20 protein-coding genes are annotated in these 24986 nt (G+C 47.8%); 9 read left to right on the top strand and 11 right to left on the bottom strand.

Annotation, left to right across the window (positions count from 1 at the left end; genetic code table 11):
• Window positions 1-37 precede the first annotated feature (37 nt).
• Window positions 38-472, top strand: coding sequence for a hypothetical protein (locus PTQ21_RS17755; protein WP_063563348.1), 435 nt, complete (start codon window positions 38-40; stop codon window positions 470-472).
• 7 nt (window positions 473-479) lie between these two features.
• Here the strand turns inward: PTQ21_RS17755 and PTQ21_RS17750 are convergent, their stop codons facing one another.
• Window positions 480-1364: an AraC family transcriptional regulator gene (locus PTQ21_RS17750; protein ID WP_274566527.1), complete on the bottom strand. Its 885-nt coding sequence runs from the start codon at window positions 1362-1364 to the stop codon at window positions 480-482.
• A gap of 125 nt (window positions 1365-1489) precedes the next feature.
• Here PTQ21_RS17750 and PTQ21_RS17745 point away from each other — a divergent pair, with 125 nt between their 5' ends.
• The 7 genes from PTQ21_RS17745 to PTQ21_RS17715 all read left to right on the top strand — a co-directional run bounded on the left by PTQ21_RS17745 (window position 1490) and on the right by PTQ21_RS17715 (window position 11200).
• Window positions 1490-2779 carry a Gfo/Idh/MocA family oxidoreductase gene (locus tag PTQ21_RS17745; RefSeq protein ID WP_274566526.1) on the top strand — a complete coding sequence of 430 codons (1290 nt, stop codon included), beginning with the start codon at window positions 1490-1492 and terminating at the stop codon, window positions 2777-2779.
• A gap of 108 nt (window positions 2780-2887) precedes the next feature.
• Window positions 2888-4705, top strand: coding sequence for a cache domain-containing sensor histidine kinase (locus PTQ21_RS17740; protein ID WP_274566525.1), 1818 nt, complete (start codon window positions 2888-2890; stop codon window positions 4703-4705).
• Window positions 4677-6242 carry a response regulator gene (locus PTQ21_RS17735; RefSeq protein ID WP_274566524.1) on the top strand — a complete coding sequence of 522 codons (1566 nt, stop codon included), beginning with the start codon at window positions 4677-4679 and terminating at the stop codon, window positions 6240-6242. Before PTQ21_RS17740 ends, PTQ21_RS17735 begins: the two co-directional genes overlap by 29 nt.
• A gap of 123 nt (window positions 6243-6365) precedes the next feature.
• A complete protein-coding gene (locus PTQ21_RS17730) occupies window positions 6366-7280 on the top strand; it encodes a carbohydrate ABC transporter permease (RefSeq protein ID WP_063563343.1) in 915 nt (304 codons plus the stop codon).
• A 5-nt stretch (window positions 7281-7285) separates the two neighbouring features.
• A complete protein-coding gene (locus PTQ21_RS17725) occupies window positions 7286-8125 on the top strand; it encodes a carbohydrate ABC transporter permease (RefSeq protein ID WP_269056600.1) in 840 nt (279 codons plus the stop codon).
• 88 nt (window positions 8126-8213) lie between these two features.
• Window positions 8214-9530 (top strand): ABC transporter substrate-binding protein, encoded by a 1317-nt coding sequence (locus PTQ21_RS17720; protein WP_269056599.1) that lies wholly within the window; start codon window positions 8214-8216, stop codon window positions 9528-9530.
• Between the two features lie 23 nt (window positions 9531-9553).
• Window positions 9554-11200: an MGH1-like glycoside hydrolase domain-containing protein gene (locus tag PTQ21_RS17715; protein ID WP_274566523.1), complete on the top strand. Its 1647-nt coding sequence runs from the start codon at window positions 9554-9556 to the stop codon at window positions 11198-11200.
• 119 nt (window positions 11201-11319) lie between these two features.
• On the opposite strand, the gene PTQ21_RS17710 is transcribed toward PTQ21_RS17715, so the two are convergent.
• Window positions 11320-11664 (bottom strand): hypothetical protein, encoded by a 345-nt coding sequence (locus PTQ21_RS17710; protein ID WP_063563339.1) that lies wholly within the window; start codon window positions 11662-11664, stop codon window positions 11320-11322.
• A gap of 120 nt (window positions 11665-11784) precedes the next feature.
• Between PTQ21_RS17710 and PTQ21_RS17705 the strand changes: the two genes are divergently transcribed.
• Window positions 11785-12183 carry a hypothetical protein gene (locus PTQ21_RS17705; protein WP_064638911.1) on the top strand — a complete coding sequence of 133 codons (399 nt, stop codon included), beginning with the start codon at window positions 11785-11787 and terminating at the stop codon, window positions 12181-12183.
• Between the two features lie 237 nt (window positions 12184-12420).
• On the opposite strand, the gene PTQ21_RS17700 is transcribed toward PTQ21_RS17705, so the two are convergent.
• The 9 genes from PTQ21_RS17700 to pepF all read right to left on the bottom strand — a co-directional run bounded on the left by PTQ21_RS17700 (window position 12421) and on the right by pepF (window position 24736).
• Complete coding sequence (locus PTQ21_RS17700; protein ID WP_274566522.1) at window positions 12421-15594, bottom strand: bifunctional cytochrome P450/NADPH--P450 reductase; 3174 nt, start codon at window positions 15592-15594, stop codon at window positions 12421-12423.
• A 378-nt stretch (window positions 15595-15972) separates the two neighbouring features.
• Window positions 15973-16527 carry a glutathione peroxidase gene (locus PTQ21_RS17695; protein ID WP_274566521.1) on the bottom strand — a complete coding sequence of 185 codons (555 nt, stop codon included), beginning with the start codon at window positions 16525-16527 and terminating at the stop codon, window positions 15973-15975.
• 259 nt (window positions 16528-16786) lie between these two features.
• Window positions 16787-17512: a LutC/YkgG family protein gene (locus PTQ21_RS17690; protein ID WP_274566520.1), complete on the bottom strand. Its 726-nt coding sequence runs from the start codon at window positions 17510-17512 to the stop codon at window positions 16787-16789.
• On the bottom strand, window positions 17502-19019 hold the full coding sequence (locus PTQ21_RS17685) for a LutB/LldF family L-lactate oxidation iron-sulfur protein (RefSeq protein ID WP_274566519.1): 1518 nt from the start codon (window positions 19017-19019) through the stop codon (window positions 17502-17504). Before PTQ21_RS17685 ends, PTQ21_RS17690 begins: the two co-directional genes overlap by 11 nt.
• On the bottom strand, window positions 19016-19744 hold the full coding sequence (locus tag PTQ21_RS17680; RefSeq protein ID WP_063563333.1) for a (Fe-S)-binding protein: 729 nt from the start codon (window positions 19742-19744) through the stop codon (window positions 19016-19018). Before PTQ21_RS17680 ends, PTQ21_RS17685 begins: the two co-directional genes overlap by 4 nt.
• A gap of 67 nt (window positions 19745-19811) precedes the next feature.
• The gene (locus tag PTQ21_RS17675) at window positions 19812-20573 is read right to left on the bottom strand and encodes a DeoR/GlpR family DNA-binding transcription regulator (RefSeq protein WP_274566518.1); all 762 of its coding nucleotides are present in this window, start codon (window positions 20571-20573) and stop codon (window positions 19812-19814) included.
• Window position 20574: 1 nt separating this feature from the next.
• Window positions 20575-22068, bottom strand: coding sequence for a rhamnulokinase (locus PTQ21_RS17670; RefSeq protein WP_274566517.1), 1494 nt, complete (start codon window positions 22066-22068; stop codon window positions 20575-20577).
• A gap of 241 nt (window positions 22069-22309) precedes the next feature.
• Window positions 22310-22825, bottom strand: a complete 516-nt coding sequence (locus PTQ21_RS17665; protein WP_240321300.1) for a DUF2500 domain-containing protein — start codon at window positions 22823-22825, stop codon at window positions 22310-22312.
• A gap of 108 nt (window positions 22826-22933) precedes the next feature.
• Window positions 22934-24736, bottom strand: coding sequence for an oligoendopeptidase F (pepF, locus tag PTQ21_RS17660; RefSeq protein WP_063563330.1), 1803 nt, complete (start codon window positions 24734-24736; stop codon window positions 22934-22936).
• Between the last annotated feature and the right edge of the window lie 250 nt (window positions 24737-24986).

Genomic DNA, 24986 nt, shown 5'->3' with positions numbered 1-24986 from the left:
TGGGGAACATACTAAATACATAAACAAGGACGTATTTATGAGTACAAAAACACGACATATTATTCTGATTTTATTTACTATCATTCTGATTATTGCATCCATCTTTTTTCATAAGTATCGTGAACTCAAACATCGTATCGAGTCTTCTGCCGACTCAGCTTACCGCAGTGTTATTCTGGAAAGTATACATTATAAAAAAGAGCTGGATCGATACATCAAAAGCAACAAAACAACAGATGAAACAAACCTGAGCATCTATACGAACAATATTAAGAACGCTTTCGAATATTATGGGCTCATTACTAATATGGTCGATGGAACTGCCCAAAGGTTATATACTGAACGAAGTGACCTTTTCCATCAGTACTGGCATGTGGTCCCTCCAGCCTATGCGAAGCTTTCATTGAAAGAATTACAAAAGGTAAGTGATAAAACAAACATCATTATTAAGGGACTCCAACGTTTGAAATAAACCCACCCTATCTCAGCACTCTCGTCGAACCTACTTCTCTAAACTCCTGTCGATATGTCCTCGGTGACACCTGAACCGTACGCTTGAACATCTTCCCGAAATGTGAAAAATTGCTGAATCCCGCTCTCAGAGCGATCTCGGTTATTGAATCCTCGCTTTCACGCAGCAACCGCTGTGCCTCCTTCACCCGAAGCAGATTGAGGTAATCGCTGAACGTGAAACCTGTGGTCTGTTTGAACAGACGGCTGAGGTAATGGGGACTAATTCGAAATAATTCAGCAACCTCCGGCAGCGCTAAATCCTGATGATAGTTATCGTTGAGATAACGCACCACTGCCTGTGCCTTGGGATGCAGAACCGGCTCACTATCGGCCGAGTGCACGGTGCCCAAATGTTTATTGCGGTAAGCAAACAACAGGAGTTCAACGGATCGGTGACGCAGCAGCAGGCTGCTTCCAGCTCTGTTATGGACCATCTCATCAATCATTTCACTGACCATTCGTTCCGCTGTTTCACTTACCTGTGAAGGAAGCCTCAGAATGGGAATATTCCAGCCGAATGGCTCCTTAAGGCCCTCTGCCAGCTCAGGTAAAATGGCCAATTCGGTGAACAGTTCTGGCTTGATATACAGAACAATTCGATCATGATCTGGCCTTCCACTCTCCATCGTTTTATGAACGGTATTCCGGTTAATGAATACGAAATCTCCGGCTTGGACCCGGTAAGTTCGATCCTTGATGAAGTATATACGCTCACCCGATAGCAGGTAGTACAGCTCATAATGGTCATGCAGATGGTCATCCGTCATGGAAAAATATCCAATGCGGCGATCATATTCGATATTCAAATATCCGGTGGGATCATGGTAATCCGCTCGAAATGTCTGTATCATGCAGCTGCCCCCTTTAGTTGAATTATAGCAAAATAAGCGGCATTTGAAAGCGATTACGCACAAAAAGCGGCGAAAGAAGTGCTTCCTTGTTATAGTCTAGAGCTATATTCAAGGAGGCGATAGACATGAGTAACAAAAAACGCTATGTATTGGTCGGAACAGGCGGCCGTGCTGAATTTTTCTATGGAGCATTAGCCCAAAATTTCAGGAAAACATCCGAACTTGCAGCTTTTTGCGATATTAACCAGATACGCATGAATTACGCCAATCAGTTGCTGAGGGAAAAATATAAATACAATGAGGTGCCAACCTATACTGCAGATCAGTTCGATCAGATGATTGAGAACGAGAAGCCGGACTTCGTCATTGTAACCAGTATCGACCGCACCCACCACAAATACATCATTCGAGCAATGGAGCTTGGCTGTGATGTTGTGACTGAGAAGCCCATGACCATCGATGAGCATAAATGTCAGGATATTCTTGATGCCGTCAAACGGACTGGACAAAACATACGCGTCACCTTTAACTACCGCTATGCGCCGCACCATACCAAAATACGGGAATTGATTCAGAATGACACGATCGGAAAAGTGACTTCGGTCCACTTCGAATGGCTGTTGAATACGCGCCATGGCGCAGATTACTTCCGCCGCTGGCACCGGGACAAGCGTAATAGTGGCGGACTGCTCGTACACAAATCCACGCATCACTTCGACTTGGTCAATTTCTGGATCGGTTCGCAGCCTGAGACCGTCTTCGCATTCGGCGATCTCATGTATTATGGTAGAGAGAACGCAGAGGAACGAGGCGTGACCCAGTTTTACACTCGTGCAACAGGCAACCCGCTTGCGCAAGAAGATCCTTTTGCCCTGCACCTGGATTCGGATGCATATCTCAAAGCCATGTATCTGGATGCTGAGCCGGAAGACGGCTACCAGCGGGATCAAAGCGTATTCGGAGATGGCATCAACATCGAGGATACGATGGGCGTTCTTGTCCAGTATCAGAATAAAGCCATATTGACCTATTCACTGGTTGCATACCAGCCGTGGGAAGGTTATCGCATCGCCATTAACGGCACCAAAGGCCGGATCGAAATGAATATTGTGGAACAATCCTATGTTAACTCGCTGGGTGACAAAAATCTTGAAGGTGCATTGATTGGGAAAACACTGCGAGTCCTTCCCATGTTCGATGCTCCATACGAGGTTCAGGTCGAGGAAAAAGAAGGCGGCCATGGCGGAGGTGATCCTGTACTTCTGAATGATCTGTTTGGAGAGCCAGCGGAAGATCCCTACCACCGCGCTGCCAACCAATTCGACGGAGCAAGATCCATCCTCACCGGAATTGCAGCCAATCGCGCTATCGCAACTGGTTTACCTGTTCGCATCAACAATCTGGTTCGTTTCTAGGAACGCAAGGCAGCTCCAACCACATTTAATTCAAAGACTGCGTATAATACGCAGTCTTTTTCCCATTTTGACGACGGTCTTGAAGTCTATTCGCTTAAGGAGGAACCCATGTTTTTCTCATTAAAAAGCCGCCTGATCGCCTTTATCGTTGTGCTCTTCGTTCTTTGTTTTGGCACACTCTCCTTCCTACTCTTTAAGGAATCACGTACCGTGATCCGCTCTTACATTGAATCCTCTGCTCTTGAGAAGATGGAGGAATACGGCTCCTATGTCGATATGGTTCAAATGCAGATCTATGATGTAGCTTCTCTTGTTTTCAACAGCGATATCGCCAAGAACTGGGATAACGCGATGAGTGACCCCAACCTTCCTGAAGGGGAAAAGATGCTTGTCAATCTGGCGATGAGCCGTTTTCTGACCCAGGCTACGAACAGCTACACCAGTATCTCCGATGTATCCATCTATCGACGAAACGGGCTGAGGATTGGCAGTGAAAATCAAGTAACGACCGACCCTCTCTTCTTGCAAGAATTATGGTACAAAAATTTCTTTATCTCAGGGAATCACTGGCTGCCTGCACATACCGATCAACATGAAAATATAAGGGATCACGGCAACCCGGTAGTTAGCCTGCTGATGCCCATTGGGACCTTTCACCATGCTACAGCCCAAAATGTGATGAAAATTAATGTCAGCGAATCTTACTTTCTGGAACCGCTTAACCGAATCCATCTGGCCGAAAGCAGCACTATTTTTCTGCTGGGCGAACAAGGAGGCCCTATTCTTTCCCAACAGGCCAATCAGCTTGGTGCCGAAGCTTTAGCAGAAATCGATCAGATTCGGAACAACTCGCTCAAATCGGGTGTGGTGTACCTGAACAATGATGAAGGACAGCGTGACATTCTGGTATACAAAAAGCTAGGGCGTACGGGCTGGATGCTAGCGGGTCTGGCACCGGAAAAAGAGCTATATTCTTCTCTTCACAAACTTCAGAGTACCATTCTGGTGGTCACCATTGTTCTCATTCTCGTCTCTTTGTTTGCCGCTGCCTGGCTCTCTTATGGCGTCACCAAACCTTTAACACGACTGGTATTGGCCATGAGACAGGTACAACGCGGCGCATTCGATCAAGCAGAGTCCCTTCTACCTCCGGACAAAAATGTAAAAAGCGAAGTCAGTTATGTCATCTCCACTTTCCGCTACATGATCAGCCGATTGCGACAGCACATCCAGAATGAATTCGAGTTGAAGCTGCTCCGCCAGCAAGCTGAGTATAAAGCGCTGCTCATGCAGATTAATCCCCATTTTATGTTTAACACGCTGGAACTGGTGAGCAGTCTCGCCATGCAGCGCCGAACAGATGATACAGTTCAGGTCATTGAGGATCTGGGCAAAATGATGCGATTCTCCATGAATACAAGTGACGACAGGGTACAGCTTGCAGAGGAACTGGCTTATATCCGGCACTATATCTCCATTCTGCAAACCCGTTTCGGTCATAAGCAGGACATTACTCTGACACAGGAAGGCAGGCTGGATTCCCTGGTCATCATCAAATTTATTCTTCAGCCGCTTATTGAGAATGCCGTCAAATACAGCTTCCAGCATCAGACGACGGCAGAAGTACACATCCAGATCTCCAGACGGAATAACCGCCTGCATTTCAACATTTCAGACAATGGGCCCGGGATTCCAGCCGAAATCATCCAGAAAATTCATGATCCTGTTGAAGCATCTCAGCTCGAACCCCTATTGCGAAGCCAAAGCTGGCACATTGGGCTCGGTAATGTGGTTGCACGCTGCCGCTTGCATTACGGAAGTCTGTTTAACATTCAGATCGAGAACGGAGAGCATAACGGCACGTCTATTGAACTGATTCTACCCGCACAGGAGGAATATGATGTACAACGTATTGATCGCAGATGACGAGATCGAGGTTCGCGAAGGACTAAAATTGAAAGTGAACTGGCAAGACATGGGCTTTATCATTTCAGGTGAAGCAGCAAACGGCATCGAAGCGGAAGAGCTTCTGAAAGCTGAACATTTTGACTTGTTAATTACAGACATGAACATGCCTGTCATGGATGGCGTCCAATTACTGGACGTTTGCCGAAGCCTTAATCCTTCCATTCAAATTATGATCATCACTGGATATGAAGATTTCCACTATGCCAGAGCAGGTGTGCGCAGCCAGGCCATGGACTATTTGCTGAAGCCTGTAACCCGGGATGAACTGAAAACCACTTTAAATAAAATCAAAGATGAGTTGGATAAAAAGAAACAGCTTCACGGCGATTCCGAAATGATGCAATGGCGTCTCTCCCAGTATTACAAAGAAATGAAGCAACGTTTCCTGCTTGATCTTGTTAGGGGGCATCGCCTCCCACCTTCTTCACTGCCAGAGCGGATGCGGCTGTTTCATCTGGAATCCTGGCAGGATCACAGCGTCTGTTTCATCACCGCTGGCATGCGAGACTCCGGTATACAGACTGCCTCAGTGGAACGTATTCCCGAAAAGCTCTACCTTGCCTTTGAGCTGCTTTGTCACGAAATGGCCCAGTCCTATCCAGATAATGTGCAAGTGTTCCATGACGGAGCCCACCCTGGAATTATGCATTTCATAACATTGGAAGGTATTCAGCACGAATTTGCTCAGCAGATCACAGCACAGACCCGCTCTGTTTTAACGATGGATGTACAAGTTGGATTGGGATTGTCCGTGTCTGGGTTTGAGCGCTGGAAAGAAGGCTATATTCATTCCCTATTGGCATGGAACTCTGCTGGACGCAAAGGTGCACAGGACCGTGTACCCGAAGTAGATCATAGTCCATTACTGCCTGAGGAAACCAGTCGCATGCTGCATCGTTGCCTCATTCGTGGAGAGCTGGATACCTTCCGCAGCGTGATTCGAAAGGAGCTTGCTTACTCATTTCGGATATCCACTTCCCATATGATCCGAAGCCTTTTTCAAATTTCATTATTGTTCGAACAGGAATCCTCGTGGATTTCCCCGGAATGGGTGCTTTGGCTAAAGACTCCAGACCAGGCAGAACTGCTGCTGATGCATTGGGCGGAAGATTTTGTGAATCAACAGCAGCCATCCGAGGTTGGAGAAGATACGGTCATTGAATCGGCCAAACGATATATCGAGGAAAATTACATGCTGGAACTGACATTAACTTCGTTAGCTGAGCAATATAACTACAACTCTACCTATTTTTCAGAGATATTCAAAGAAGCTGCCGGCATCTCTTTTATTCAATATGTAACCGAGGTGCGAATGAAACATGCCATACGTTTACTGAAGGAAACCCAACTAACCGTTTGGGATGTTACAGAGCTGACAGGCTTCCGTTCCCCAAGCTATTTCAGTTCAAAATTCAAAAAAATGTTCAACATAAGTCCTTCGGATTATCGTTTGCTGCATTCCGAAAAAATTGATAATCATGATCCGAAGAAATGAGATTCCGGCTTCTCCCTCTCCCCGGTATGATGAATTTACCAAGAGAATCACCGTAAATATTGTAAGCGGATTCAATTCTGCGGTGATCACGAATTCACATCCAACCCTGAAGGGAGGCCTATGATGAGAAAGCTGTCCAAGCCGTTATACGGCCAGCAGAATATGACTGCCTATTTGTTTCTGCTGCCCTGGCTCATCGGACTTTTCTGTCTGACACTCGGACCGATGGTTGCGTCGCTCTACCTGTCCTTGACGAAATTTAATTTGTTAACATCACCAACGTGGACGGGGCTCAGCAACTATGTCCAGATTTTTACCGAAGACGATACCTTTCGCAGATCTTTGGGGCTAACGTTTTATTATGTATTTCTATCCGTTCCGCTAAGGCTTGCCTTCGCCCTGCTTGTAGCGATGGCGCTGAACAAAGGGATTCGGGGACTTGGCTTATACCGGACCGTGTATTACATCCCTTCCCTATTGGGAGGCAGCGTCGCTATTGCGATCGTCTGGCGTCAGATTTTTGAGGGAAGTGGTTTGGTCAATCAGTTTCTGAGCTGGTTCGGAATTACCGGACCCGCCTGGATTGCCCATCCCGATTATGTGGTCTATACGATCGTCACACTCTCTGTATGGCAGTTTGGTTCGGCCATGGTTATCTTCCTGGCTGGCCTAAAGCAAATTCCAGCCGATTTATATGAAGCTTCGGACGTCGACGGGGCAGGAAAGGTACGCCAATTCTTCGGCATCACACTTCCGATGCTCTCGCCTGTTATTTTTTTCAACCTGATCATGAGCATGATCAATTCGTTTCAAGCCTTTACACCCGCTTATGTGATCGGGGATGGACGTGGAGGCCCGCTCGACGCCACAATGTTCTATACCTTGTATCTGTATCTGAAAGGCTTCTCGTTCTTTGATATGGGTTATGCTTCTGCCCTGGCGTGGATCATGCTGGTCATTATCGGGGTATTCACCGCAATCGTCTTCCTCACCTCGAAATTCTGGGTGTTCTACGGCGACAATCAGGAAGGGAGATAGTACACATGCCACTAAAGCGACGTTTGGTTCAAGCCGGGAGGCATGTCGCCATTATCCTCTTCGGTCTATTGATGTTGTATCCGGTGTTATGGTTAATTCTCAGTTCATTTAAACCGAATCATCTCATCTTCACCAATAGCAGCCTGATTCCAACCAGCTTCACCCTGGATCATTTTGTGAATGGCTGGAAAGGATTGCAAGGGGTGTCGTTTGGCCGCTTCTTCGGCAACTCGGCACTGATCTCAGTCATGAGTGTGTTGGGAAATGTGATTTCTTGTTCCCTTGCAGCCTACGCCTTTTCCAGATTGAAGTTCAAGTTCAAAGGCCTGTGGTTCAGCATTATGCTGGTCACCATCATGCTTCCTTACCATGTAACCCTGGTACCTCAGTACATTCTGTATAACGAGCTGCATTGGATTAATACGTATTTCCCGCTCATTCTGCCCAAGTGGCTGGCACAAGATTCCTTCTTCATTCTGCTCATGGTTCAATTCATCCGTGGAATCCCACGGGAGCTGGACGAGAGTGCAACCATTGACGGTTGCGGGCAATCCCAGATTTTTTTCAGAATCGTGATGCCTCTTCTCGTTCCTGCACTGATCACAACAGCGATCTTCACCTTCATCTGGAGCTGGGATGACTTCTTTAGCCAGATGATCTACCTGAGCAAAATTGATCTGTTTACCGTACAGCTTGGGATTCGGTCATTGTTTGATCCATCGGGACAATCGGATTGGGGCGCACTGCTCGCCATGTCCACGCTGTCTCTGCTGCCTGTGACCATCATCTTTCTGGTATTTCAGCGTTATTTTCTAGAGGGAATTGCAACGACTGGGCTGAAGTGATTACGAAATTACGAAAATACCTGTCCAGACGCAATACGTGTACAACAGATATTATTTTTTTCATTATCCATTGTCAGGGGGATTTCTCATGTTCAAACGATTAATGATCACTGTTATAGCTTCACTCCTGTTATTGGTGACTGCCTGCTCTGGAACGGATCATACCGGCGCTGATGAGCAGACAGGAACAAAGACCGCTGAAGACGGGCAAGTCGAACTGCGCATGATGTGGTGGGGCGATCAAAAACGGGCAGATATTACGAACGAAGCCCTGAAGGTTTTTCAGGAGAAACATCCGAATATTAAAATTGTAGGTGAATTTGCCCCTTCCTCCGGATATTTCGACAAGTTGAATACACAGCTGGCGTCAGGCACAGCACCGGATATTTTCTTCCTTGGGGGTAATGTGGTTGACTACGCCAAAAAGGATGTGCTTTTGAACCTGGACCCTTATGTCGGTAGTGAACTGAATCTGGATGGCATGGATGCCACCATGGTTGAATATGGGCGTCTTGATGGGAAGCTGCAGCATATTTCCGCAGGTGCGAATGCACGGGGTATTGTCGTTAATCAAGCGCTATTCGATCAAGCGGGAATCCCTTTGCCAGCTTCGGATTGGACTTGGGAAGATTATGCTGCAATCAGCAAAGAGCTGTCCGACAAGCTCGGTAAGGGCTTTTATGGAACCTATAATTTCACAGTTGACGGTATGGACATCTTTTTGAAACAACGCGGCAAACAGCTATATGATATGAAGAATGGCACGCTCGGATTTGCAAAAGAAGACATTTTGGAATGGTTCACTTACTGGGAGCAGGCTTCCAAATCCGGAGGTGTGGTCACGCCTGAATTGCAGGTTTCCAACCCACCGGATGATACGAGTAAATCCTTGCTTATTACGGGCAAGGCGGCTATGAGCCTGCTTCCTTCGAATCAACTGGCTGCTTTCCAGAGTCTCACGGAAGATAAGTTAATTCTTTTGCCTGTACCACGGGGTCCAAAAGGAACTGGGGTTGTATTTGAATCCAGTCAGGGGTTGTCCGGTTATGCGAATACCAAACATGCAAAAGAAGTCGCGATCCTGATGGATTTCTGGATTAATGATCCGGACGCAGCCAAAATTCTCGGCAACGACCGCGGCGTGCCCGTTACGGAAGCCAACCGCAATCTGCTTCAGCAAGAAGCGGGACCTGTTGAGGAGATTGTATATAATTACACCAGCTTTGTATCTGAAGCTACAAAAACGGAGCCTTTTGACGTGAGCTATAATCCACCGGGATTCGCTGAATTCTCCAAGCTGGCCCAGACAACCAACCAGGAAATCGGCTTTGGCCGAAAAAGTGTGGAGCAAGCCGTGACTGACTTCTATAATGGCACCGTACGAATTTTTGAATCCAATCAATAATTAACCGCTTCAAGGAGGTCAACATGACAGAAGCCCTGCTGAACAAGCTGCGGCAGATCTCGATCCACGATCATGTGCAGCCAGGTAAACCGGAAGATCAAAAGTTAATACAGGAATGGCAGGCGTCGGGTGTTCAATTCGCGGCAACTGGTGGAAGACTGGAAGCAACTTATTATTCCGCATTGGAGAAGTTACTGACTTGCATTGTGCCCCTGAACGGCATTGAGCCCATTCTTCAGGAAGGTGGCATCTATCTGGGTTGCTGGCTGGAGAGTACGGGCACCATTAATGCGGAACTGCTGTCACGTCTGATTCCTTCCGTATCGGAAACGACCTATCTTGCTTTTGCCCGACACCAAAGAGAAGATGGATTGCTACCTTATAAGCTAACGGAGAACGGTCCATCCTTTCGCCAGATTCAGCTCGTTACACCATTGGCACGAAGCGTATGGAACCACTACCTGCTTCATGGAAAGAACCGTTCCTTCCTGAAGACCATGTACAAGGCCATGGTACAATACGACGAATGGATTGCAACGTATCGCAATACCCGAGGGACCGGCTGTGTGGAGGCATTTAGTACCTTTGATACCGGGCATGATCTGTCCCCACGGTTCTGGCATGTCCCGGATACACCTTATATGAATGATGCTGCGTCCTACCATCCGGACTCTCCGGTCCTGCCTTTTTTGGCACCAGACTTAACCGCCAATATATATTGCCAGCGCATGTATTTATCCCGAATGGCTGAGGAACTTGGGGAGTCTGGTGGTGATTGGAAAGCAAAAGCTGAAGCCAGTCTGGAAAGTCTCTTCCGCTACTGTTATGACGAAGAGGATATGTTCTTCTACGACAGGGATCGCAATGACGAATTCGTCAGGGTACAGTCCGATGTGCTGCTGCGCGTGATGGCCTGCGAGGTGGGCGACCGTGAATTGTTTGATAACATGCTGCGCCGGTATTTGCTGAATACAAGTAAGTTTTTTGCCAAATACCCGTTCACCTCCATGTCGATGGATGATCCACGGTTCGATCCGTTCTCCTCTTATAACAGCTGGGGTGGAGCATCTAACTTCCTGAGTCTGATCCGTGCACCACATGCTTTTGAATATCACCATCGCTATGTGGAATTGACCTGGGTACTGCAACCCATCTTGTCGTCCCTTTCCAAAGCAACGCGCTTTGCGCAGGCTTTAAGCCCATGGACCGGGGAGGAGGGTTTTACGGAAACCTATTCCCCCTCCATTCTTTGCCTGCTTGATTATGTGGAACGGTTATGCGGCATCATGCCGGTTGGATCGGACCAACTGTGGTTTACCGGTCTTCTCCCCATCGACATGGATCATGGCGAAGAAGTCGCTGGTCATACGGCGTACAGCCGTACGGTGAATGGGCTGCATTTTGAATTGGTGAACACGCCAGAACGGGTAACGGTATATCAGGATGGTAAGATTCTTATGGAGGGGCCAGCAGGAATTCGGTTAATTACGGATCAGGGTGGACATTTGGAAGGCGTCATCGGAATGAGCGTGCGCACGATTGAGGGTGAACTGATCTATCGAGGGAATTCCATTCCGATTCGAATCAAAGGAAATGAACTCCAGCGGTATATAGAGGGAAGCTTGAAAACAGAACGAGATATCGGCATCATCTATCCTTCCTATCGATAGTGCGTTTCCCGATGAATAGTTGCAACGCCAAAAGCGCAAGTGGCAAGGGTAGCTCCCCTGTACTTGCGCTTTTACGATTTTACTATCCTAATGGACTGTCCACGAAAATGAGCCTTCGCTTATGCTTTCCGCTCCCACGCAGGGTGGCGATAGAACTCAATCGTATCTATATAGTTCACCGTGTACTTCTGTTCAACTTCCGAAAGCTCCAGCAGCTTTCTGTCCATTTGTTTCAAACCCATGACCACATCATGCCGGAGAAGGTCCATTGCAATTTTGCCTACAAAGCCGCCTTCCATCTCTTTATGTTTATTACGAAATTCTTCATTATAGATCAGTTCCGGTGTAAACGATGCTTCAACAAATGCGTTGACAAGCGTAAGCTCATTACCCTCTATCTGTACCGCGATATAATAGTTGCCACGTTCATCCCGAATGAGGTCTTTATACATTTCCACGTCCATCTGAATCACTCCCTATATCTTAAGTTGTACCTTATCATGAGTAACATGGGCGCCATTTCGCTCACCTCTTGCCTTCGTCCATTCATATAGTAGGTATAAATGGCGAACGGAGGATTGCTTATGAATTGGCACCAACTTCATACAGGAAAAACACTTCAACAGCGTCTGGCCGAGTTCCAGGGACATCTGGCAGAATTGAATGCTCCATTGTCTGGTCTGGAACCTGGAATAATTAGAAAAGTATTTCCGCGCAATTTCATCAAAGTCAATCGGCAGTTATTTATTCCACTCAGTTTGTTTTCCATTCGTGTATTTGATGTACCACGAGCACGGCGAGGCATACGGGTAGGCATCCGCACGGTATTCCCATCCGGAAACGCATTTAACAATATCCGACTTGTTGGTGTTGGACTGGATTACATTGAGCTGCAGGGAAAAGGTAAATTCTCCTCACGTATTCTCTTTCCGCTAACTCAGGTCGAATCGATCTATCGTCCAACGAATAAAAAGAAGAAATAATGAGACCAGACATCGCTGAATTCATATCTGTGCCAGCAATCGCCCAATGAGAGAAACGATCCATGCCCTGGGTCAACCCCATGTCATGATATGCATATTTCTATTCCCTAGTATAACTCATACCTGCATTGGTCTGCTCGGATATTGTGCCATAGCAAAAAGCGGTGAGCACAGAACCTTTCTGTGTCTCACCGCGCAGATGCCTATCAATAATCATTGGAATCAGGAACGTATCACTCAGATGCCTGTCCACACATCCTTGGCATAACGACCTTCCTGCTGCAAACGTTCTAACCACGCATCGGCTTCCTCTGTGGAGTTGCCGCTGACATCAGTGTACGCTTTCTTGAGTGTTGCTTCAACATCAGGTGCCATCTTGCTGCCATCGCCGCAAACATACAGATGTCCACCCTGTTCGAGCAGAGGAATCAGTTTGTGGGCATCATCTCTCATTAGATGCTGCACGTAACATTTCTCTTCCCCGTCCACGCGGGAGAAGGCGGTATGAAGCTGGACAAGGCCCTCTTGCTCCGCAGTTTCGAGTTCATTTTTATATAAATAATCATGTTCAGGGTTGCGACATCCAAAATACAGATGGGCCTCGCCAACCTTCTCACCCTGTTCCTTCAGTACACGTCTTGCCTGCAGGAAACCACGGAATGGAGCTACGCCCGTCCCCGGACCAACCATAATGATCGGAGCCTCTGCATTTTCTGGCAGTTCGAACCCGGACTCAGGCGTGCGTATGAACATGACAACCTCTTCACCCGGCTTCAAGTTCGCCAGATAGTTGGACGCTATACCTTTATATTCTCCCTGACCACTCCACGCCGGAGCACGCACTACGCTGACGGTTATGCTGGCCTGCTCAGGCTGCACTCGCGGTGAACTGGAGATTGAATAATATCGGGCTTTCAGGGAAGGCAGCAGTTCCAAAAACCGTTCGAAAGGCAGCTCACATGCTTCGTATTTCACCAAATAATCCAGCATGGATATGCGTTTCTTACGCACTTCTTCCATGTAAACAGACTCATCAAGAAGCGCTTCGAGCTCCTTCTTATGCGGTGGGCACACCGTGTACGCCGCCAGCTCCCTCAGTTGGGCCCGAGTTGCCGCTTCCTGAAGCTCCACACTGTGACTGAGCAGATCGACCAGACTAACCGGTTGGTGCAATGGCAGATGAGCTGCGCTGCGACCAGAGGCATCCAGAACCAGATGTTCCGTACCTGTGAATCCATATCGTTTCAGTACTCGTTCTACGAGCTCAGACGGGTTTTGCGGCAAAATGCCCAGGTGATCGCCTTCTTTATACGTTGCGCCTTCAGGCAGTTTAATCTCCAGATGACGTGTGCTTCGTTCACTGCCCGCATCATGAAGTTCCCGATTCTCAAGCACTTCAGCAACATGTGCATCATACGTATCCGCGAGCGGCGTTACCGCCAGTCCGCTGACAAACTGTACTGACAAGGAACTGCGCTCACTACCTGAGCTTGTGTTCAACTTGAGGCCCAGAGTTCGTGCCAAATCCGGCCATAGTTGCTCGGTCCAGTCTCCAACCTGTTTCTCAAAGTCCCCGCTGGCATCACTTTCTCCGATCGGTGATAACCGTTCTGCTCCTTTGGAAGATAACTGCTCATCAATCAAACGCGGGATACGCTGGTACGTGCTGGCCCAGTTGTGATCCCCACATCCGAGAACGGAGAATCGAACGCCTTGGAATTCCCCTGCATCCGCATGTTCAATCCACTCGACGAAATCCTTGGCATTGCTTGGTGGCTGACCATTGTAGGATGCGCTCACAATGATGACGACGCCTTCCTTCGGAAGTTTGCCTACACGATCATCCAGGGTAGCCACCTCGCTACGGAAGCCCTGGTATCTTGCGGTATCTGCGATTTCACGCGCAATGCCTTCCGCTGTCCCGAGATTGGATCCATACAGGACAAGCATCGGGGTGTGATGGGCATTTGCTGTATCCGGCTCTTGTCTTTTGGCAACCGGAGTCGGTTCCTCCACGGCAACACCCGGCACAGCCATGACCGGTTGACCCCCGCGTGCACGAACACGAATCGTGAAGTTATCGGGTTTGAGCGTCAACGTTTCTTTCACTTTCAACTGATAGTCCGCATGATCGATGAATTCAAAATGCTTCAGGACCATTCCTAGCACAAGTGTTGCTTCCTGAAGGGCGAACTGCTGACCGATGCAGGCCCGCTGGCCATTACCAAATGGTTTATAGGCGTCATGTGGTACCTTGCTCGGATCTTCGAACCGTTCCGGTCGGAATTCCTCCACATCGTCACCCCACGCGTCGCGGTCCCGATGCAGCTTGGGAATGAGTACACTGACACTATCCCCTTTTTGCAAAGGATATTTCCCGTCCAGAATAAGGTCTTTCTTCGCGTATAAGGAGAATGCCGGAGCCGTAGGCCACAACCGCAATGCTTCGTTCAGAACCATGCGAACATATTTCAGATTGCGGACCTGATTGTATGTTGGAACCGGATCTTTCAGAATCTGATCTGCTTCAGCTTGAGCCTTGGCAAGGGTATCCGGGTTTTTCATTAAATAATAGATGGCAAAGGACAACAGGCCACTCGTCGTCTCATGTCCAGCAATCAGGAAGGTGATGATCTGGTAACGGATATTTTCATCGTCCAGCGTTTCCCCGGTTTCCGGGTCCTTGCCACTAAGCATATGGGACAACAGATCGTCCGCCCCTTCCTGGGGCTGCTCCTTGCGCTCCGCAATAATATGATCCACCAGAGAGTACATCGAACGGATATCCTGCTCAAACTGTTTCTTTTTGGTGATCATCAGCTTGTCTTGCAGACGCAAACGCTGCAACGAACTCATCGATTCGTCTAGTGCTCGAACCATACTGGTAATGAAGGGATGCGGTTCTTCCCGGTAAAAGCTGTTAAATCGGTAGTTGAATCCACACAATCCAATCGTATCCAGGGTGAGACGAGTCATATCATCAGGTACGTTAACCGTCTCATCCGGGTTTAATCTGGACCACTTCTGTACGAGCTGTACAGCGAGATCAATCATTTTGTTGTGATATCCCTGCATTGCACGCTGGCTGAAGCTGGGCAGCAACACATTGTGAGCTTTTTTCCAATTCGGTTCTTGAGTCCAACTCGTAAACAGGCCATCTCCGGCAAATGCACGTACCTTCTCCAGCGGTGCCCATACACGTTTATCGAATTTGGATTCGTCGGTTACCTCGGCTACCAGTTCGTGACCTGAAATATACAATTCACTTCGGCCAGGATAATCCATTCGAAAAATGGGGCCATACTCTTCAGCGAGTTTCACCAGGGATTGTACAGGCTCATCGGTATTTAACTGTGGTAAGTTTCCTAAAGGCCCAAAAGTTTTGGGTTGGGGAACTGAAATTTGCGCCATAATACTCACTCCTCTTCCAAGTGTTACGTTCGACTAAAAAATAATACTTTTGTTCAATTACGACTTCAGATCAACAGACATGACTACATTTTCTGCAAATTTTCATATTTCATCCAGATAACCTGAAATTCATACCGGAACCAACTGACCAAAACGGTATATTGGTCAGTTTAGATTAAAAAAAATGGGTTCCTTCGTTATCTTTCTTTTACCCTAACATTTCCAGTCCTAATCTTCAACAGTCTCAAAGTCTTAGGACCAATGGGTATCCATCCGAATTGGCATGAGTAAATTTCCCCTTTGGTCCCTCCATATAGAGATTATTTGGCTCTGAACGTAAACTAGAATTTCGAAGATACACAGTTCATTAAACTCCAACTAGGCCTGTCTCAGCAGGTTCCGAATCGCTGACTCCATCTCTATCGGTGCAACCGTAGTCTCATAGCGACCACTCACTTCCCCGGTTCGATTAATCAGAAATTTGGTAAAATTCCATTTGATCCCGTCTCCCCGGTATAATTCGGGATGTTTCTCCTCTAGGAATTGATCCATCCACCGACCTTCTTCCGATTCCATGTCATAACCCTCAAATGGGGCTGTATCGACCAGATAGCGAAACAAAGGATGTATGGACTGTCCGGTAACCTCGATCTTCTCAAAAATCGGAAAGGATATATGAAAATGATTCCTACAATACTGAGCTATCTCATCATTGTTGCCCGGCTCCTTCTGATTAAACTGATCACAGGGAAACGCCAGGATCTCCAGTCCTTGATCACGATACTGCTCATACAGGTGTTGAAGCTCCGTAAATTGTCGAGAGTAACTGCACTTGCTGGCTGTATTCACGATAAGTAGCACTTTCCCCTCAAAAACAGATAAATCGCCCACGTGTCCATCCATGAATGGAACCTGATAAGAAAATATACTCATTCATAACGCCTCCTTGGTCGGTTCTCACATGAACCTATCTTGAAATGGATTATACGCCGCTTCTCTTGATAGGTTAAATATATAATAATTATAATATTAATAGTTTTTATCTATAGAATATTTTTATCTACTGCCATATGATTGAATGGCTCATTATCCCTTTCATAATGGACATACTAGACATAGAAAAAACTGCCCTTCGCAGACAAAAAGCTGCTTTTGGACAGTCATTCGTGAGGTTATGCATTTAGAAATGGTGTTATCCCATAATAAGACCATATACAATCCCCGGTCCATGTACCCCAATGGTCAAATCATTTTCAATATCAGAAGAACGACTAGGACCGGAAATAAAATGTATGCCTGCCGGAAGATTCTCTCTTCCCGCTTCATCGAATCGATCAAGCGTTTCACCAAGTCTGGTGTAGAGCCGTTCAATTGGAATAATAATGATGAGTACGGTCGGCAATAGACTCACTGAGCGCCCTTTTTCTGGCGAAGAAAGCACCGTGACGGAACCCGTATATGCTGTGGCATAATCCGCCATCACTACACCGATATCTGCCTCGGCTGCCCGTGCCTTCCAGTTCTCCTCTGCTTGGCTATTCCATACAGAAATCTGCACATCGGGAAGTTGCTCTTCTAATCCAAGATCCGTAAGCGCCTGTTCATTCTGGCGTATGATATATTTCGCACTCAATTCATGAGATTTATTAGCGATAAAGTCCGAAGCTTCGCCAATGTCTCTTACCCGTGCAATATGAGCACCTACACTCACAAAATTATCGGTAAATGCCTGTATGCGTTTATCTATGTCCCAGTCCAGATCCTTCCAGAATGCGGGTGCACCTCGAAAAGGTTGGGTCGGAGCATGTGTCTGCCGTGGTCTTCTCAATTTGGACGCAATGTCATTCATAAAGTGTTCCTGCTTCGCACGAGATTTTTTCTCCAATTGCTCCAGCCATTCCTGATGTTCAGTGTTCATGTTGACCACCCCCCCCCTCGCGCTCACGCAGAATCTGTTCCATTCGATCCCGAACGGAAGAATCCATTTCTTTCTTCTCCTGATTCAGCTCCTGATCCAACTTGTTCCATTGCTGCCGGAAGGAACGCTTCGCGAGGCTTGGCGCAACCCGATAGCTGTTCCAGCCTTTGAGGGGCCCAAGTTTAAGTGAAATTCCGTTATTCCGAACAATGACTTTCTGACCAATCTGTCCGAGACGTATAGCCGCTCCGAATCGTTTAGAATTGGATACAACCGCTGCAAAACCTTTCATACCAGCGCTCTCAAGCTTATTGCCATGGCCCTTTTCCACCTTGCGTCTACGTAAATATACGAGCATATCATGCAGCGGAATTTTGACAGGACAGGCTTCATAACAGGCTCCGCACAGACTGGAAGCACCCGCGATGTCGTTCCATTCATCGATGTTGCCATTGAGTGCAGGTGTAAGTACCGCTCCAATCGGTCCACTGTAGGTTCCACCATAGGCATGCCCGCCGATATGACGATATACCGGACAAGCGTTCAGACAGGCTCCACAGCGAATACAGTTCAACAGCTCCTGAAACTCGGGATCACCCAACTGAAGTGAACGTCCATTATCCACGATAATAATGTGCATTTCATCTGGCCCGTCCCCGTCTTCTGTTCGGCGAGGGCCGGTTATACCTGACATATACATCGTCAATTTTTGACCTGTCGCGGAGCGTGGCAGTAAGGTTGCCATCACCTCGAGATCCGTCCAGGATGGAATGATACGCTCCATGCCCATTAAGGTAATCTGTGTTTTTGGCACGGTGGATACCATACGGGCATTGCCTTCATTTTCGAATAGGACCATGGAACCCGTTTCCGCAATCGCAAAATTGCAGCCGGTCATGCCTATATCTGCTTCAAGAAACTTCTCACGCAGCTTTTTGCGTACAAATCCGGCAAGTACGGTGGTGTCCGGTTCCAGAATTTCTCCCGCTTCCTTGGACAACAGGTCCGCAATCTGGTATCGATTTTTGTGAATAGCCGGAATGACGATATGGGATGGGGCTTCACCCGCCAATTGAATGATATATTCGCCCAGATCGGTCTCTATTGCTTCAATACCTGCGGATTCCAATACATGGTTGAGATGCACTTCCTCGGACACCATGGACTTGGATTTTACCACGGTAGAAGCCTGCTTGTGAGCCGCAATATCAAGTGCAATCGCTGCTGCCTCTACCGAAGTATCCGCAAAATGAATATGAACCCCATTGGCACGTGCATTATTGACGAATTCATTCAGGTAATAATCCAGATGTGCGATCGTATGCAGACGAATCTGACGTCCACGTTCGCGCCATTCTTCCCAGTTGCCATGTTCTTCGGATGCGGACTTCTTGCCATTACGCAATCGCTCTGTCGTAAACTTGACGGCTTTCCGCAGGAAGTCATCATTCAAAGCCAGTTCTGCACGTTCTTTGACGGTAACATCCATTACACCGGGTTGACTCATCCTGTTTGCACCCCCTCATAGAGCAGTTCGGCCAAATGCATCACACGCACTGGTTCATTCCGATACCGCAGATTACCTGCGATATTCATTAGACAGGCCATATCCAGTCCTACCAATACTTCAGCTTCCGTTTCTTTGATGTGATCTACCTTTTCTGTGACCATGGCACCAGATATATCCGGCATTTTGATGGCAAAGGTACCACCAAAGCCGCAGCAATCCTCTCCGTAAGGAAGGGGAACAAATTCCAAACCTTTTACTGCCGAAAGTAATGCCATAGGCTCATCCTTTACGCCTAACAAACGGCTGCCATGACAGGAGGGATGGTATGTAACCTTATGCGGAAAATGTGCACCCAAATCCGTGATGCCAAGCACCTGAACGAGGAACTGCGTGAATTCGTAGGCTTTGGCTTCCAAACGTTTAGCCTTCTCCAGCCACACAGGTTCATCGACAAACAGCTCGGGATAATGATGAATCATGTACGTACAGGAGCCCGAGGGACAGACGACAAAATCACTATCATCAAAGGCTTCCAGAATCGTTTTGGCGGCTACCCGTGTCTCATCCCAATACCCGCTGTTGTAGGAAGGCTGACCGCAGCAGGTCTGCACGGGCGGGAAATCCAACCGAACGCCATGAGCGGCGAGCAATCTCACCATCGCCTCCCCCACGCGGGGATATATGGCATCGCTGAGGCAGGTAATGAATAAGGAGACCTTCATGATTACACGCTCCTATAACTGATGAATTGTTGTTATAACGCATATAAGTATCAAATACCGTATTGTTTTATACCCTTGTGATTGAGATATCATAGCTGTTCAGTCGTTCTATCAAATCATCATCAAGCGACTGATCTGTGATCACCGCATGAACCGCATTTAACCCGGTTACCCGGGCAAATGCACGAACTCCAAACTTGCTCGTATCTGCAAGCAAAATGACCTGGTCGGATATACCGACCATTTTCTGCTTCAACCGTGCCTGAAGCTCATTGGATTCACTGATTCCGCCACCTTCCAGATGCACACCTTTACAAGACAGGAACAATTTATCGACATGATATGTCTCCAGAGAACGTTCGGCGAGCGGTCCAACAAAAGACAGAGATCGTTGGGCCAACTGGCCACCAGTCGAAATGACTTCAATCTTGTCCCTGCTGCTAAGTTCAGTGGCTACCTGTATGGAATTGGTTAATACAGTCAATGGCATATCCGGCATATTGGCCGCCATATACCCTGCTGTCGTGCTGGCATCCAGTAGAACTCGGTCACCCGGACGAATCATGGATAGAGCCGATTGGGCAATTCTTTTCTTTTCCTCTGCATGTGTTGTTTCCCTTACCCGGTAAGGGATCTCCGGCTGCTCTTCCTTCACGCTGACAGCGCCACCATGGGAACGGCGCAGTCGCCCTGCTTGCTCCAGCCGGTCGAGATCACGCCGAATGGTCTCTTCTGTTACCCGGCAGAGCTCACTAAGCTCGGATACACGCATGCTGCCCTTAACATTAACCATCTCCACAATCCGGTCATAGCGCTCTGCTGCCAGCATGCTACACCTCGCTCCCGGCTTGTGATTTGGGCGAAGCCGTCAACCTTAGGAATCTGCCGTAGGCCTCTTCCCAGATGGGTCTGTCCTTTGGTTCATAATCAGTAACTGGGAATGAATCACGAATGACCTTGCGGGCTTCCCATATATCCTTAAAGGCTCCGCTTGCCATCCACTGTACAGCCATGTTCCCGATCGCACTACCTTCTGCTGGCCCCGCCCATACCGGTTTGCCAATGGAATTGGCTGTCCACTGACATAACAAGCGATTCTGAATGCCACCACCGACCATATGCAATCCATTAAAAGACTGTCTGGACAGTTGTTCTGTCCATTCCAGCACTCGCCGATACTTCAGTGCAAGGCTCTCCAGAATAGAACGGGCAATAGCCCCCTGATCTTGCGGCTCAGTCTGCCCTGTATCACGGCAATATTGTTGTATGCGAGAGGTCATATCCCCTGCTGGCATAAACCGCTCATCATCGGGATCAAACAGACTCGCAAATGGAGGAGCAAGTTCCGCCCTGCTCAGTAACTCCGCATAGCTAATTCCCTGTCCCTTCCGTTCCCATTCACGCATGCATTCCTGCAAAATCCACAAGCCCATGATGTTCTTGAGCAAACGGAACGTACCGCCTGCCCCGCCCTCATTCGTAAAGTTGAGCGCCAGACTCTCGGAACTGATGGCGGGCTGATTAATCTCCGTTCCCATAAGTGACCAGGTTCCGCAGCTTAGGTAAGCAAATGAACGCTCTGTTGCCGGAACAGCCACAACCGCCGAACCTGTGTCATGCTCTGCAACCGCAATAACCGGAATGGCAGATAAGCCAAGATCACTGCAAATGCTGCTGCGCAGCTGCCCCACTCGAGTACCTGGCATGACTGCTTCTCCGAACAGTGTCTCCGAAATACCGATATGTGCAAGCAGTTCACTGTCCCAATGCCCTATGGTTGGATTGTATAGCTGTGTTGTGGTGGCGTTGGTAAACTCATTCACCGCTTCACCGGTCAGAAAGTAACGAAGCAGATCGGGGATCATGAGGAAACGCTCCGCTTCGTTAAGCAGTGGGGAGCCTTTCCGCTTAAGCGTAGCCAACTGGTACAGTGTGTTAAAGCTAAGAAACTGGATGCCTGTGCGTTCGAAAATTCGCTGAGAGGTCAATTCCTTACGCACCTGATCCATCATGCCGTTAAATTGTGCATCACGGTAATGATATGGATTGCCCAACAATTCACCATGACTCCCAAGTAGTCCAAAATCAACCGCCCAGGAATCAATCCCCAGACTTTCAGGCTGCTCTCCCTTTTGTTTAACAAGGTTCAGCCCTTCCAGCAATTCATGGTGCAGCCTCAATATATCCCAGTGCAGCCGCTCCCCCGCTTTTACCGGTTCATTCTTGAACCGATGGATCTCCATCGTTTCCATTCCCCGATCATTCAGATGACCCAGCAGTGCTCTCCCGCTTCCAGCACCCAAATCATACGCCAGCACACTCACCGCTCTTCACCAGCCCTTCATCCCATACTATATTTTCGCTCTTGAATATTTCTTGATTTTAATCATAGCTGCTCTGCACTTTATTCTTTATTTTGTTGTTTGTTTATTTTTGTTTTATACTGTTTTGCTTTATTTTACGAGTATATCATCATTGTAAGCGTTTGAATACCCTGTGATTGGTTTCTTTTACCCATACCAAAAACGACTCTCTCCACTCGGGAGGAGCCGCCTTCCTGTTATTTTACGTATAAAAGCTGTTTTTACTAACACCGGACTGGGGCTGCACATCTCTTTCAAAATGCTTAAACCTGGTCCCCTGATATGTCAGCATGCCTCGGTCATGTTCCACAAGCATACCGTAGTCACTCCCACCTACGTTCAGTTCTACCCGTTCACCGTTGTCGAGCTCAAATGTAATGTAATAGTAAGTGGAAGCCCTGCTGTCCCCTGTTCCCCCGCTAACTCTAGTTCGCTTTGCCACAATCGTTGAATGCAAGGTTAACAGCGCTGATGCATTATTCGATGACCATGTGCGTACCCCTGAAATAATGGCATAAACAATGACACCAGCAATGATGAGAAAAACGCCACCGATAAAAATGGATCCAAACGCACTCATTGCTCCAAACTCATTGAATCCAGCAAAAAAACCACTCTGATTGCCCTCAAATCCCGGAACATCATTCATGTCATCAAAAATACCGAAGCCATCCATGCTTAACCAGCCCAGTGATGAAGATATGCTCAATGACGTCATTCATCATCGTTCCCTTCTCCCTGCAAATTAAGATGCACCGCCCCCTGCCAAGGAGACGGTGCACGCAGACAACCCTACAAGCCTTGTCCGTATACTATATGAACCTGATTACGAATACAGACGTTCAAGTTCATCGACCAGACTGCCAACATAGGCAACAGCAGCACGAATCGGCCCAGGTCCAGACATGTCCACACCCGCAAGCTTCATCAGCTCTTGCGGATCAAGGCTTCCTCCCGCTTTCAATGCATCAAGCCAGCGATCCACGGCAGGCTGCCCCTCTTCCCGAATCAGCTGTGCAGCAGCGGTAGATGCCGTCAGACCTGCTGCATAGGTATATGGATACAATCCCATATAATAATGAGGCTGTCTCATCCAGGTCAATTTCGCCCCTTCATCAATCACCAGATCAGGCCCCCAGAACTCGGAGAGAATGTTGCCTTTCAGCTGACTTAACGTCTTCGCTGTGATAGGTTCATCCTTAGTTGCGAGTGCGTACACCTGACGCTGCAATTCACCTTCAAGCAGATGCGTAACAAAGTTATGGTAATACGTATTGAGCAATTGCAAAATGACCCAACGACGCATTCTCGGATTATCAGAACGTTTCAACAAATGATCTGCCAGCAGCATTTCATTCATTGTCGAAGGCGCCTCTATGAAATAGAGGGACGGTCGTGTATTCGTAAGACGTTGGTAATGCCCGGCAAGCATGAAATGTCCAGCATGTCCCACTTCATGGGCAAGTGTAAATGCTCCGCGCATATTGTTTGCCCATGAGATCAGGATATAGGAATGAGAACCATATATGGACGAACAAAAAGCTCCTGTCGATTTGCCCGCATTATCTGCGTAATCTACCCAGCGCTCACTAAATGCACGCTCCACAATGTCGCCATATTCCGGTCCCATCACGGCAAGAGCTTCACGAATGAGCGTGCAGGCTTCCTCATATGTAATGGCAGGGCTGAATTCAGGGTCCAGTGGTGCTTTCAGATCACAGAACATCAGCTTGTCCAGACCTAACTCACGTTTCTTGAGAGCTGCCAGTCTGCGCATGTGAGGTGCGAGTTCCTGCTGGATGATGTCCAGTACATTGTTATACATCTCTTTGCTTACCTGCTGCGGGCTGAGCAGCATATCTGTAACATCATCATATCCACGCAGCCTGGACATGACGACCTGTTTCTTCACTTCGGTTGCGTAACCTTCAGCAAACGTATTTTTGTAATCATTCAGCTTGGAGCTGAATGCAGCATACGCAGAGCGGCGCAGCTTTGTATCCGATGACATTTCATAATTATTCTCATAGAATGACCAGGACAGCGGGCGGTTATTGTCATCGCCATCAAGTGCATCGTCAAACGTCATGTCTGCTAATTTACCACGCAGATAGATCCGGTATGGCGAGTCCAGCACTTCCCCGAGGGAAGCGAGTACCTTCTCCGTTTCGGGCGAAAGACGATGTGCCTTTTCCTGAATTAGACGATCCAAACTGCGGGCATACGGCTGCAAACCCGGAAGTTCTTCAATATAACGTTTAACCGTTCCATCCGGAAGATCCACGATCTCGGAATTCACAAAAGACAAGGACGACGACAAATTCGATAAGATGTCTCCCGCCTTGGCTGAATTCTCAATATTCACGGGATTGGTACTGTCCTCCGACTGTTTCAGCCGGGCATATGAAGCTGTTTTGCTAATGCGTTCCTGCAAAGCTTCGCGGGCATCCAGACAGGCCAGCAGCTGCTCAGCGCCTTCGCCCAGATGTCCTTTAAATGTTTCGATATGGGCAGCAGCTTCAGGCAGTGATCTAAGCTCCTGCTCCCACTCTGCGTCTGTCCCAAACAAGTCTCGCAAGTCCCAGGTAGTCTCTTGGTTTACTTCATCGCGTGTACGTATTTTTTCCATCGTTAAATGTCCTCCTCCTTGCATTTCCAATATCTCTCATCGTATCATATTCGGAGCATTTATGCCTTACATATCCTAAAATGAGCCTTTTGGTTCAAGGGATTATACATTGGACTAAAAAATATTCACACTTACCACTCCGACGGAAGAATAACCTTCCGATCGCTGTTATCCCCAGATTTTTTGATCCCTTTTCTAAAGGGGAAATCCGGGGATAAGCATATGCTTCCGATGCAGCTTTCTTTCAGAA

This window comes from Paenibacillus marchantiae (assembly GCF_028771845.1).
Taxonomy (GTDB): domain Bacteria; phylum Bacillota; class Bacilli; order Paenibacillales; family Paenibacillaceae; genus Paenibacillus; species Paenibacillus marchantiae.
This window is presented reverse-complemented; position numbering and strand designations above follow the sequence as displayed.